Source organism: Streptomyces sp. NPDC057307, from assembly GCF_042667665.1.
Taxonomy (GTDB): Bacteria; Actinomycetota; Actinomycetes; order Streptomycetales; family Streptomycetaceae; genus Streptomyces.
On sequence record NZ_JBHUZM010000101.1, the window covers coordinates 17,365 to 29,163 of the forward strand.

Below are 11,799 nucleotides of genomic sequence, written 5' to 3' on the forward strand. Positions count from 1 at the left end.
CTTGCGTGGAGTTCTACCGCCCGCCGCCGCCCACCGACATGATCGCCTTGATCATCACCGCCTGGATGTCGGCCGGGTCGCTCACCTCGTAACCCGCGCCGCCGGTGATCCTCGCGATCTCGTTCACCTCGTCACGGTTCGCCCCCGGCCCGACGGCGATCGCGATCAGCGGGACCGGGCGCCGGGGGTCGGCGAGCTTGCGCAGCTCGTCCACCAGGGCCGTGCGGGCCGCGCCGTCGGTGTCCGACCCGCCGGTGAGCAGGATGACCGCGTTGCACTTGCCGCTCACGTACGACGACTGGGCCTCCTTGAAGGCGGCCAGCGTCGTGTCGTACATACCGGTGGCCGCGGCCGGCCCCGTCCCCACGGGGGCCAGCGCGGAGACGGCGTCCGAGAGGCTCTCGCGGTGGGTGGCGCCGTCCTCGGCGCGCTCGCCCAGCGGCGCCGTCTCGGCCAGCTTGCGGAAGTCCTTGCCGCCGTCGAGACCGGCCGCGAAGTCCCAGAGGCCGACCTCGTCCTCCGGCGTGAACTGCGCGAGCGTCCGGAGCATCGAAGCCTTTGTGACCTCCATCCGGGACTCACCACTACGCCCGGGCACGGGCTGCGCCATCGAGCCCGAGGTGTCGACGACGACGGTCAGCCGGGCGTCCTGCACGGTGACCGTCCACATGCCGAGCGTCTCCTCGACCATGTCCGTGGCCGGCGGCTGCGCCTTCGTCAGGGTGTACGGCTGCGGCGCACGGCCACCGGATGCCCGGACCAGATCGTCCGCCACCGCCGAGTGGGCCGTGCGGAAGCCGTGTTCCGCCATGGTGCGCTGGGCCCCCTTCTCGTTGAGGAGGGATATGAACCGCGTCGCGGCGCGGCTCTCGTCCGTGGTCAGCTCGGGCTCGTTGACGAGGTTCAGCGGGTAGTCCAGGACCGGGGCCGCGTCCGTCGGGTAGAACAGCTGCAGGTCCGAGGCGCCGCTGTCGGCGGAGTTGTGGGTGAAAGCGGCCTGTTCGGTGAGGAAGACCGCCTCGTTGCCCTTGGCACTGTCCGGCCCGCCCCGCGCCAGGGACAGGACCACCTCGTCGTCGGAGCCGGACACGCGCGCGGCCAGCGCCTCGGCGGTCGCGGCGATCCGCGCGTCACTGTCCGGGTCCGCCTTGCGCATCGACCCGACGACGCTGCTGAACGCGAGCAGCCCGGTGGCGCTGCGCGCCGGATCGGCGGCCCCGAGCCGTACCGCGTCCTTGCCGGCGGTGGCCGCCGTCAACTCGGCCCAGGTGTACGTCTTCTTGGGCCAGCCGAGCTTCGTACCGGCGGAGGGGAGCACGGCCAGGGCCACCGGTGTGGTCGCCGCGTTGCCCGCGGGAGTCAGCGCGACGCCGTCGTCGGCGTCCAGCGCGCGCTCGACCCAGACGTCGGAGTCGGGCAGCCAGACCTCGTACTCCGGGGCGGCCGTGGCGGTGGCGAGGTCGTCGGCGATCTCGTGGTTCTCACGGGCCTCGACCCGGACGTCGACGCAGCGGCCGTCGGAGGTGACGTTGTCACGCCGGGCGCTGTCGGCGACGGCCGCCACGGCGGGGGCGATGTCCGGCGAGGCGGCCAGATCGATCCGCACGGCGGAGCCCGTACAGCCGTCGGCGAAGGACAGCAGACCGCTCCGCGCCGCGATGCCGGTCCCCGCGGCCAGGCTCAGGACGAGTGCCGTGGCGATCAGGACGTTGCGACGGCGCGGACGACGGCCCCTGGTGCTGTCCGTCGCTTCGTCGTCGGGCAAGCTGTGACGTTCCATGGCGGTGGTGCCCCTCCTTGACCTGAACAAGGAAAATGGGGGGAATCTCGGCCAGCTGAATGACGCCCGCCCCCCGGCCTGTCGCGCGCGATCTTCGTACCCGCATTCGAGACCCTAGCGGGACGGGAAGGGGCTTGAGGCGCGATTAGTCAACTGGAGGCAGCTGTGCAGTCGGAGGCAGGCCGCGTGGCCGATTCTCTTCCCCAAGAGGCCCTGTCGCGAAGGATGTTGCGCTCCGAGGTGCTGATCGTCCTGGCGCTCTCGCTGGGGGCGAGCGGGGTGTCGGCGCTGATCAGCTTTGTCGGGTCGGTCACCAGGCCGGGTGGTCTCAGCGATCAGGCGGCCACGCTCAACGGTTCGCACGCGCCGGGGCGGCCATGGCTGGATCTGGCCTGGCAACTGTTCGGCATCGCCAGTTCCCTGGTGCCCGTGGTACTGGTGGCGCACCTGTTGCTCCGAGAGGGCAGCGGACTCCGCGATCTGGGGTTCGACCGGCGCCGCCCATGGCCCGATTTCGGCCGCGGAGCGCTGATCGCCGCCGGCATCGGCAGCGCCGGACTCGCCTTCTACATCGCCTCGCGCGCGGCCGGGTTCAATCTGACCGTGGTGCCGGAGTCGCTGCCCGAGGTGTGGTGGAAGTACCCGGTACTGATCCTGTCCGCGGTGCAGAACTCCGTACTCGAAGAGGTCATCGTCGTCGGGTATCTGCTGCGCAGACTCGGGCAGTTGGGGTGGACGCCGATGGCCGCCCTGGTGGCCAGTTCGGTGCTGCGCGGGTCGTACCACCTGTACCAGGGCATCGGCGGCTTCATCGGGAACATGGTCATGGGCGTGGTGTTCGTGCTGGCCTACCGGCGCTGGGGGCGGGTCGGGCCGCTGGTGGTGGCGCACGCGCTCCTCGACATCGTGGCGTTCGTCGGATACGCGCTGCTCGCCGGGCATGTGAGCTGGCTGCCCACGCCGTAGCCCGCACGCCGTGGACGACGTGCGGTGCTCTCGGGCTCTCAGGGGGTCGCGAGGAGTTCGCCGTCGATGACCGTGACCGCGTGGCCCGTCAGGAGCGTCCGCTCGCCGCGCAGTGAGGTACGGACGAGGCCGGTGCGGGCGGATCCCTGGAGACCGGTCAGTTCGGTGCGGCCGAGCCGCGCCGACCAGAACGGGGCGAGCGCCGTGTGCGCGCTGCCCGTGACCGGGTCCTCGTCGATGCCGACGCCGGGGAAGAAGCCGCGCGACACGAAGTCGTAGCCGCCGTCCGGGTCCTCGGCCGCGGCGGTGACGACGATGCCGCGCCGCGAGAGGGCGGCGAGCGACCGGAGGTCCGGGGCCAGTTCCCGTACGGTCCGCTCGTCGGCCAGTTCCACCACCAGGTCACCGATGTGCGCCGCGGTGTCGTGGACCGAGACCGGGACGGCGCCCAGGGCCGCCGCGATCCCGTCCGGGACGGTGACCGGCGTCAGTGGTGACGTGGGGAAGTCGAGCGTCAGAGCGCCGTCCTCGTGTGCCGTCGCGCCGAGGACGCCGCAGCGTGCCGCGAAGCGGATCGTGCCGCTCGCGAGTCCGTCGGTGCGCAGCACATGAGCGGTGGCGAGTGTGGCGTGCCCGCACATGTCGACCTCGGTCCCCGGGGTGAACCAGCGCAGGGCCCAGTCCGCCTCGCCGCCCGGCGGCAGGGGGTGCGCGAAGGCCGTCTCCGAGAGGTTCACCTCCGCGGCGACCCGCTGGAGCCAGGTGTCGTCGGGGAACGGGCCGGACTCCAGGATCAGCACGCCCGCGGGATTGCCGGCGAAGGGGCGGTCGGTGAACGCGTCGACGATTCGGATTCGCATGCCCTGACCGTAGGAGAGGGCGGAAGCCGCAGGCCAAGGCCAATTCGGGACGGCCGGCCCCGAAAGGTGTTGCCCAACGAACTGTTCCGATATATCGTTGACCCATCGCGATAGATTCGCGACTGATCATCGATGGAAGGAGCGTAGCGATGCGTTCACATGGACACGAACACGATCACGGACATGGGCAGTGCGGGCCCGGCCATCGAGGCCGGGGCGACTCGGAAGGGCGGCGCGGGGCCTTCGGGCCGTTCGGGCCGAACTTCGGACCGCCGTTCGGCGGGCCCTTCGGAGGCGGCGGCCGAGGCCGCGGCGGAGGCAGGGGCCGGGCGCGGCGCGGCGATGTACGCGCGTCGATCCTGGCGCTGCTGAAGGACCGGCCGATGCACGGCTACGAGATGATCCAGGAGATCGGCGAGCGCAGCGGAGGCGCCTGGCGCCCCAGCCCCGGCTCGGTCTACCCGACCCTCCAGCTGCTGGAGGACGAGGGTCTCATCGTCAGCCGGAGCGAGGGTGGGAAGAACCTCTTCACGCTGACCGAGGCCGGTCGCGCCGAGGCCGAATCCGGACCCGACGCCCCGTGGGAAGAGGCCGGGCGCGGTGTCGACTGGGACACGATGAACGAGATCCGGCAGGCCGGCTTCGGTCTGATGGAGGCGTTCGGACAGGTCTGGAAGACCGGCTCCGCCGACCAGCGTCAGAAGGCTCTCGCCGTCATCAACGACGCCCGCAAGAAGCTCTATCTGATCCTCGCCGACGAGGACTCGGCCCCGAAGACCGACTGAACCGAACCGGCCGACGGGGGCTGCCGACGGGGGGCGTACGGCCACGAGTGCCGTACGGGAGCGGGGCCCCGTGACGATCATCGAGATCGTCACGGGGCCCCTTCGTCATGACCGGGCCGCGGGCAGGAGCTGCCAGAACTCCGCCGAGTCGAAACGGTCGCTCGCCCGGGGGTGCGGTCCCTCGTCGTGGCAGTGGAACGCGGCCCAGAAGACATCACCGCGCAGGGCGTCGGCGGGTGCGTACACGCGGTACACGTACTGCTGTCCGTCCACGGCGAGCAGGGCGACCATCCAGCACATCGGATCTGCTCCCGGCGGTCTCGTCGCGACATCGTTGTACCAAGGGGACGAGCGGTCCCGCGTGACGGTTGCGTGCGAGGCGTGAGGCAAGGGGGCGCGCGCCCCCGCCGCGTGTCGACGCCGGATCTCATTCGTAAGGAGGAGAGATCGCACAGCTGTGCACGACTTCGGTGGGATGCTCGAATGCTCCCCACCGGGGATGCCCCACCCGCCGGCCGGGTGATGAGGTGAAAGAGTGCAGAGCCCTACCCCGTGGTTGCCCGAACAGTCCGATTCGGACGTTGTCTCCGCCGTATCGATCCGCGCGGACATCGACGCCGGACTCTCCGCCGAGCTCGCGGCCGTCGTGTCGGGAGCGCGCAGGAGGGCCCACCGCGACGGTGACCGGCAGATCGACACCGCCCATCTCCTCCATTCGCTCCTGGAGTCGGACTCCGAGGTGCGCGCCGCGTTCGACGGCGGGCCGCAGGTCGCCCGCGTTCTCGGCTATCTCGTCCAGCGGAGCATCGGCTACGGGCTGCGCTGGCAGGGGACGGTGGAGGAGTCCGGTTCGGTCCCGATCGTGTCGGCGCCCGCGGTTCCCGGCTGGTCGCCGTCGGCCGTCACCGTGCTGGAGGGCACCGTCGAACGCGCCCGGCGGCGCGGCGAGCCGCGCGCCGGCGGTCTCGACCTGCTCACCGCGCTCGCGTCCGACCACGCCTGCCGCGCGGTCGAGGTGCTTGAGCGGGCCGGGGTGGACGCGCGGGTACTGACCAGCCGTATCGCGGACGCGTCTCACGGAGTGTGAGCAAGTTCCATCCGACAGTAGCGGCTCGTCTCGACAGGCGTAAAAGTGCTGAAGCTCCTGACGTCGACTGACATGATGTGTCCATGCACGCGTCTCAGGGGAGAAGCGTCGGCCTGGGACTCGCGCTCTTGTCGGCCTTCGCGTTCGGTGGATCAGGTGTCGCGGCCAAGCCGCTGATCGAGGCGGGGCTCGACCCACTCCATGTGGTCTGGCTCCGGGTCGCGGGAGCCGCGCTGGTGATGCTGCCGCTCGCCTGGCGCCACCGCGATCTGGTCCGCCGCAGGCCCGCGTTGCTGGCGGGCTTCGGGCTGTTCGCCGTCGCGGGCGTGCAGGCTTTCTACTTCGCCTCGCTCTCCCGTATCCCCGTCGGTGTCGCGCTGCTCGTCGAATACCTGGCACCGGCGCTGGTCCTGCTCTGGGTGCGCTTCGTCCGGCGCAGGCCCGTCACCCGCGCCGCCGCCGTCGGTGTCGTCCTGGCCGTCGGCGGACTCGCCTGTGTGGTCGAGGTGTGGGCCGGGCTCTCCTTCGATGTGATCGGCCTGCTGCTGGCGCTCTGCGCGGCCTGCTGCCAGGTCGGCTACTTCCTCCTCTCCGACCAGGGCGGCGACCCGGCGGACCCGGCCGAGGCCGTGGATCCACTGGGAGTCATCGCCTACGGGCTGCTCATCGGCACGCTCGTCCTCACCGTCGTCGCCCGGCCCTGGGGGATGGACTGGTCGCTGCTGGCCGGCGGAGTCGACATGGGTGATTCGCATGTCGCCGCGCCGCTGCTGCTCGGCTGGATCGTGCTGGTGGCGACCGTGCTCGCGTACGGCACGGGCGTGGTCAGCGTACGAAGGCTCTCGCCGCAGGTGGCCGGGGTCGTCGCCTGCCTGGAAGCGGTCATCGCGACCGTGCTGGCGTGGGTCCTGCTGGGCGAGCACCTGTCGGCGCCGCAGATCCTGGGCGGATTCGTGGTGCTCGTCGGTGCGTTCATCGCCCAGACGTCCACGCCGACGGCGCGGGCCGGGGGAGTGGGCGACACGGAGTTGCTGAGCACCGAGGTGGGCGACGTGGCCGAAGTGGTCGACGAGGAGGACGGGTTGTCCGCCGGTCGGACGGCGACGTAGGCTGCCGATCATGCGATTGACCGTACTTCCGCCTCCCGCCGTCTGACCGCGGGCGGCCCTCCGCTGACGAAGACCGGGCTCGGGCAGTCCCCGAGCGGCTCGTCGCTGCCCGCGAGACGCAGTGAGCGACCACCAACCCGTTCTTCACACGGAGAAGTCACGTGTCGATTTCCGCAATTCAAGCTGCTCCCGGCCTGTCCGTCGGGCGCGGCCTCCTCTATCTCGTCGTCGCCGGTGTCGCCTGGGGGACCGCCGGCGCCGCCGCCTCGCTGGTCTACCGCGTCAGCGACATCGGTCCGCTCTCCCTCTCCTTCTGGCGCTGCGTCGGCGGGCTCGTTCTGCTGCTCGGGGCACTGGCGCTGCGCCGTAGGCGCGCCGCGACGGCCGTCACGCCCGAGACCGCCGCCGAGCCGCGCCGCCGCCGGCTCATCCGCGTGCTCGGTACGGGTGTCGGCCTCGCCGTCTTCCAGAGCGCGTACTTCGCCGCCGTCGAGGAGACCGGACTCGCCGTCGGCACCGTGGTCACCCTCGGCGCCGGACCCGTGCTCATCGCGCTCGGCGCGCGGCTGACCATGGGCGAACGGCTCGGCGGCAGCGGTCTGTTCGCCGTCGTCGGCGCTCTCGCCGGCCTCGCCGTCCTGGTACTCGGCGGAGACGGGGCGACGGTACGACCCCTGGGCGTCGCGTACGCCGTGGTGTCGGCGGCCGGTTACGCGGCGATCACCCTGCTTACCCGCCGGCTCGGCCGCGACGGCGGCAAGGCCGACGCGCTCGCCACCACCGCCTGGGCGTTCGCCGTCGCGGCCCTGTGCGTCGTGCCGCTCGCGGCCGCCGAAGGACTGCTGCCGCACACGGCCGAACCGGCCCAGGTGCTCTGGCTGCTGCTGTACGTCGCGGCGGTCCCGACGGCCCTCGCGTACGCCCTGTACTTCGCGGGCGCCGCGGTCGTACGCGCCGCGACGGTCTCCGTGATCATGCTGCTGGAGCCGGTGAGCGCGGCGGTCATCGCGGTCGCGCTGCTCGATGAACGGCTGACCGCCGCCACGGTGGTGGGGACGCTGCTCCTGCTCGCCGCCGTGATGGGGCTCGGCACGGCCGAGGCGCGCCTCGCGTCGGACCGGCGGAAGGCGGCGGTCCTGGTGTGACCCCGCCGCGCGGCGGGCGCACGCGTCAGAGCACGGAGAGATAGTCCGGCAGGCCGACGGCCGGGTCCAGGTCGTCGGCCGGCACGGGTGTGCCGTGTCCGCGTACGACGGGCACCACACCCGTCCAGTGGGGGAGCGACAGGTCCTCGGGCTCGTCGTTCGGCCCGCCGGTGCGGACCTTGGCGGACACCTCGGCGAGGTCCAGGCTCAGGACGGCGGTCGCCGCCAGCTCCTTGGCGTTCGCGGGCCGCGAGTCGTAGGAGCGGCCGGGCACCACATGGTCGACGACGGCGTCCAGCGCGGTGCGCCGCTCGTCGAGATCGGTCACCTGGTACGCGGTGCCGTGCACCACGACGGAGCGGTAGTTGATCGAGTGGTGGAAGGCGGAGCGCGCCAGCACCAGACCGTCGACATGGGTGACCGTCAGACAGACCGCGAGTCCGGGGTCCTTCTTGTCGCCCGCCATCCGCAGCGGCCGGGAGCCGGTGGACCCGTGGACGTACAGCCGCTCGCCGACCCGTGCGTAGAGGGTGGGGAGGACCACCGGCGCGCCGTCGCGGACGAATCCGAGATGGCACAGATACGTCTCGTCGAGTATCCCGTGCACCAGCTCGCGGTCGTACGACGCGCGGTCGGCGGAGCGGGTGGGGACGGTGCGGTCGGTGGGGCGGTAGGCGGCGGAGGGGGAGGACGTGGGCTCCGGCATTGCGTTCTCCTATGTACTAGTGCATAGTTCACTTTGTGCTAGGAGAGTATCGGATCGAAGGACGGCGTGCCGCCGAGATTTCCGCGAGCGTGGAGCGGGGGATCGGCGCCGGACAGCTGGCGCCCGGCCAACCGCTGCCACCGCTGCGGGAGTTGGCGCTGGAGCTGGGGGTCAATCCGAATACGGTGGCCGCCGCGTACCGCACCCTGCGCGACCGGGGTGTCATCGAGACGGCGGGCCGCAGGGGCAGCCGTGTACGCGCGCGTCCGTCGAGTACGTCGCGCGGCTCGATCCGGGTCGAGGCGCCCGCGGGGGTACGGGAGGTGTCGGACGGCAACCCGGATCCCGCGCTGCTGCCGCCGCTGCACGACGCGCTCGCGGCAGCCGCGCGGGATCACGCGGAGCGGCCGGGGCGGTACGGGGACGCGGCCGTCCTTCCGGAGCTGGCCCGGCTCGCCCGCGCCGGGCTGGACGAGGACGGTGTGCCCGACGGGCCGGTCGCCGTCGCCTCGGGCTCGCTGGACGCGATCGAGCGCGTACTGGCCGCGCACCTGCGGCCGGGCGACGCCGTCGCCGTCGAGGACCCGGGCTGGGGCGCCCTGCTCGACCTGGTGCCGGCGCTCGGGCTGCGCCCGGTGCCGATGGCGCTGGACGACGACGGGCCGCTGCCGGCGGAGCTGGAGCGGGCGCTACGGGCCGGGGCGCGGGCGGTCGTCGTGACCGACCGGGCGCAGAACCCGACGGGTGCGGCCGTCGGCCGGGCCCGTGCGCGGGAGCTGCGTACCGTGCTGGCGGCCCACCCCCACGTACTGCTCATCGAGGACGACCACGGGCACCGCATCGTCGATCTCCCGCTCCATCCGCTGGCCGGCGTGACGGACAGCTGGGTGCTCGTCCGGTCCACGGCGAAGGCGTACGGCCCCGATCTGCGGCTGGCCGTGCTGACCGGGGACGCCCTGACCGTCGACCGGGTGACGGGCCGTCAGCGGCTCGGGCCCGGCTGGGTGAGCAGACTGCTGCAACGGGCGGTCGTGGAGCTGTGGACGACGGACGCGGTCGACACCCTTGACGTCGCCCGTTCGTACGGCGAGCGGCGTGACGCGCTGGTGACGGCGCTGGCCCGGCGGGGGGTCGAGGCGCACGGACGGAGCGGGATGAACGTGTGGGTACCGGTGGCCGAGGAGACCGGGGCGGTGGCCCGGCTGCTGCACGCGGGGTGGGCGGTCGCGCCCGGCGCGCGCTTCCGGGTGGCGACGGGGCCCGCCGTACGGCTGACGGTGTCGGCCCTGACGGGAGAGGAGATCGAGGCGGTCGCGGACGCGCTGGCCGACGCGGCCGGGGCCGCGCCGGCGCGGAGCTACGGCTGATCCGCGGTGAGCGGGGCGGGAGTTGAGGCCAGGACCGGGACCGGGGCCCTGGTCGCGGGCGCGGGCGTCGACGTGGGCGTCGGGGTGGGCTCCGGCTTCGGTTCGGACGTGTGCGCGGTGCGCGAGCCGCTGCTCCTGTTCTGGGTGAGCGCGGCGCCGACGAGCACGATGACCGCGCCGACCGGGGTGTTCCAGTGCAGCGGCTCGTCGAGGACGGCCACACCGGCGGCCGTCGCGATGACCGGGACGAAGTACGTGACCATCTGACCGGTCGTCGGACCCACTTCGGCCACGAGACCGTACTGGATCAGCAGGGCCAGGCCCGTACCCAGGCTGCCGAGCGCGACCACGGCGAGCAGCGGCACCACCGGGAAGGACGTCGGCAGATCGGTGAACAGCGGTGTGACCACCGCCAGTTGCAGCGTCGCCATGAACAACTGGGCCCCGGTGAGCGAGAGATGCGAGCTGCCGTTGCCCGCCAGCGTACGGCGCACATAGACCCAGCCGACGGCGTAGCTGAGCGAGGCCAGCAGGGCCATGGCCGTACCGGTGAAGTCCAGCCCGGAGAAGCCCTGCCAGGCGCCGAGCACGGTCAGCACGCCGATGAAGCCGAGACCCAGGCCGCCGACCCGGCGCCGGGTGGGGCGGTCCTCGGACAGCGCCACGAGCGAGAGCAGCATGCCCCACAGCGGTGAGGTGGCGTTGCAGATGCCGGCGAGCGTCGACGGGATGGTCAGCTCGGCGTAGGAGAAGAGCGAGAACGGCACGGCGTTGAGGATGAACGCCGCCACCGTGAGATGGCCCCAGGTGCGCAGGCCCCGGGGCAGCCGCTCGCGCCGTACGGCTATCGCGACGGCCAGGACCGCCGTGCCGAAGAACAGCCGGCCGAAGGTCACCTGGAACGGCGCGTAGCTCTGGGTGCCGACCTTGATGAGCAGGAAGCTGAAGCCCCAGATCAGCGAGAGCACGCCGAACCGGATGCGCCAGTCGATCGGAGTGCGGCGGGAGGGGGTGGCGGAGGATCCGGTGCGCCCGGTGCGGGGCGGGGTCGCTGTGCTCATACGGCAACGATGAGGCTCGCGACCTCTTAGGACAAGCGAGAATATCTCGACCCGTTCGCGTAGCATCGCTTACATGTTGAATCTGGAGAGACTGCGGATCCTGGACGCGCTCGCCCGGCACGGCTCGGTGAGCGGCGCCGCCGACGGGCTCCATGTGACCACGTCCGCCGTCTCGCAGCAGCTGGCCAAACTGGAGCGGGAGGTCGGCCAGCAACTGCTCACCAAGCACGGACGCGGCGTCCGGCTCACCGACGCGGGACGGCTGCTCGCCGACCACGCCGCGCGGATCATCTCCCAGGTGGAACTCGCGCAGTCGGACATCGAGGCGCAGCGTGGTCAGGCGGTCGGCGAGGTGCGGCTCTCCGCGTTCCCCACGGCGGCCCGTGGCCTGTTCCCCGTCGCGCTCGCCTCGCTGCGCAAGGCACATCCCGATCTGCGGGTGCGCTCACTGGAGTTGGAGCCCGACGGCGCGATCCGGCAGGTCCTGCGGGGCGATCTCGATCTCGCCGTCGTACTCGACTGGAACAACAAACGGCTGCCGGTGCCCGGCGGGCTCGCGACCGCGTCGCTGCTGGAGGACGCCGCCGATGTGGCGATGCCGGCCGATCACCCGCTGGCGGACCGGCGGGACGTCGATCTGGAGGAGTTCGCCCATGACTCGTGGGTGTCCTGGCCGACGGGCGAGTTCTGCCACGAGTGGCTGGTGTTCACGCTGCGCTCGAAGGGGATCGAGCCGCGGATCGAGCACATGGCCGGTGAGCAGCACACCCAACTGGAGCTGGTCGGCGGCGGGTTGGGGGTCTGTGTCGCGCCGAGACTCGGACGCGGGCAACTGCCCGGGAACGTCGTGGTGGTGCCCGTACGGCAGAAGATGTTCCGGCATGTGTACGCGGTGTGGCGCGCCGACGCCGACCGCCGCCCGTCGATCAGGGC

12 protein-coding genes are annotated in these 11,799 nt (G+C 72.1%); 7 read left to right on the plus strand and 5 right to left on the minus strand.

The window, feature by feature from the left end:
• Positions 1–13 precede the first annotated feature (13 nt).
• Positions 14–1,780, minus strand: coding sequence for a substrate-binding domain-containing protein (locus ACFUN8_RS27335; protein ID WP_383642871.1), 1,767 nt, complete (start codon positions 1,778–1,780; stop codon positions 14–16).
• A 165-nt stretch (positions 1,781–1,945) separates the two neighbouring features.
• Between ACFUN8_RS27335 and ACFUN8_RS27340 the strand changes: the two genes are divergently transcribed.
• Positions 1,946–2,746, plus strand: coding sequence for a CPBP family intramembrane glutamic endopeptidase (locus tag ACFUN8_RS27340; RefSeq protein WP_383642873.1), 801 nt, complete (start codon positions 1,946–1,948; stop codon positions 2,744–2,746).
• A gap of 38 nt (positions 2,747–2,784) precedes the next feature.
• On the opposite strand, the gene ACFUN8_RS27345 is transcribed toward ACFUN8_RS27340, so the two are convergent.
• Positions 2,785–3,606, minus strand: a complete 822-nt coding sequence (locus ACFUN8_RS27345) for a PhzF family phenazine biosynthesis protein (protein ID WP_383642876.1) — start codon at positions 3,604–3,606, stop codon at positions 2,785–2,787.
• A gap of 149 nt (positions 3,607–3,755) precedes the next feature.
• Here ACFUN8_RS27345 and ACFUN8_RS27350 point away from each other — a divergent pair, with 149 nt between their 5' ends.
• Positions 3,756–4,391: a PadR family transcriptional regulator gene (locus tag ACFUN8_RS27350; protein ID WP_383642878.1), complete on the plus strand. Its 636-nt coding sequence runs from the start codon at positions 3,756–3,758 to the stop codon at positions 4,389–4,391.
• 105 nt (positions 4,392–4,496) lie between these two features.
• Here the strand turns inward: ACFUN8_RS27350 and ACFUN8_RS27355 are convergent, their stop codons facing one another.
• Positions 4,497–4,691, minus strand: a complete 195-nt coding sequence (locus ACFUN8_RS27355) for a hypothetical protein (protein ID WP_382567638.1) — start codon at positions 4,689–4,691, stop codon at positions 4,497–4,499.
• A gap of 235 nt (positions 4,692–4,926) precedes the next feature.
• Here ACFUN8_RS27355 and ACFUN8_RS27360 point away from each other — a divergent pair, with 235 nt between their 5' ends.
• The 3 genes from ACFUN8_RS27360 (at position 4,927) to ACFUN8_RS27370 (ending at position 7,732) form a co-directional block, all read left to right on the plus strand.
• Positions 4,927–5,478, plus strand: a complete 552-nt coding sequence (locus ACFUN8_RS27360) for a Clp protease N-terminal domain-containing protein (protein WP_383642881.1) — start codon at positions 4,927–4,929, stop codon at positions 5,476–5,478.
• Between the two features lie 83 nt (positions 5,479–5,561).
• On the plus strand, positions 5,562–6,587 hold the full coding sequence (locus tag ACFUN8_RS27365) for a DMT family transporter (protein ID WP_383642884.1): 1,026 nt from the start codon (positions 5,562–5,564) through the stop codon (positions 6,585–6,587).
• 161 nt (positions 6,588–6,748) lie between these two features.
• A complete protein-coding gene (locus ACFUN8_RS27370; RefSeq protein WP_383642887.1) occupies positions 6,749–7,732 on the plus strand; it encodes a DMT family transporter in 984 nt (327 codons plus the stop codon).
• Positions 7,733–7,757: 25 nt separating this feature from the next.
• Here the strand turns inward: ACFUN8_RS27370 and ACFUN8_RS27375 are convergent, their stop codons facing one another.
• Complete coding sequence (locus tag ACFUN8_RS27375) at positions 7,758–8,438, minus strand: pyridoxamine 5'-phosphate oxidase family protein (RefSeq protein ID WP_383642890.1); 681 nt, start codon at positions 8,436–8,438, stop codon at positions 7,758–7,760.
• A 35-nt stretch (positions 8,439–8,473) separates the two neighbouring features.
• On the opposite strand from ACFUN8_RS27375, the gene ACFUN8_RS27380 reads away from it, so the two are divergent.
• Positions 8,474–9,805, plus strand: a complete 1,332-nt coding sequence (locus ACFUN8_RS27380) for an aminotransferase class I/II-fold pyridoxal phosphate-dependent enzyme (protein WP_383642893.1) — start codon at positions 8,474–8,476, stop codon at positions 9,803–9,805.
• Here the strand turns inward: ACFUN8_RS27380 and ACFUN8_RS27385 are convergent.
• Positions 9,796–10,866 carry a DMT family transporter gene (locus ACFUN8_RS27385; protein ID WP_383642895.1) on the minus strand — a complete coding sequence of 357 codons (1,071 nt, stop codon included), beginning with the start codon at positions 10,864–10,866 and terminating at the stop codon, positions 9,796–9,798. The two genes, ACFUN8_RS27380 and ACFUN8_RS27385, sit on opposite strands and share 10 nt — an antisense overlap.
• Before the next feature lie 73 nt (positions 10,867–10,939).
• Between ACFUN8_RS27385 and ACFUN8_RS27390 the strand changes: the two genes are divergently transcribed.
• A partial coding sequence (locus ACFUN8_RS27390; protein ID WP_383642898.1) for a LysR family transcriptional regulator occupies positions 10,940–11,799 on the plus strand: 860 nt, incomplete at its 3' end.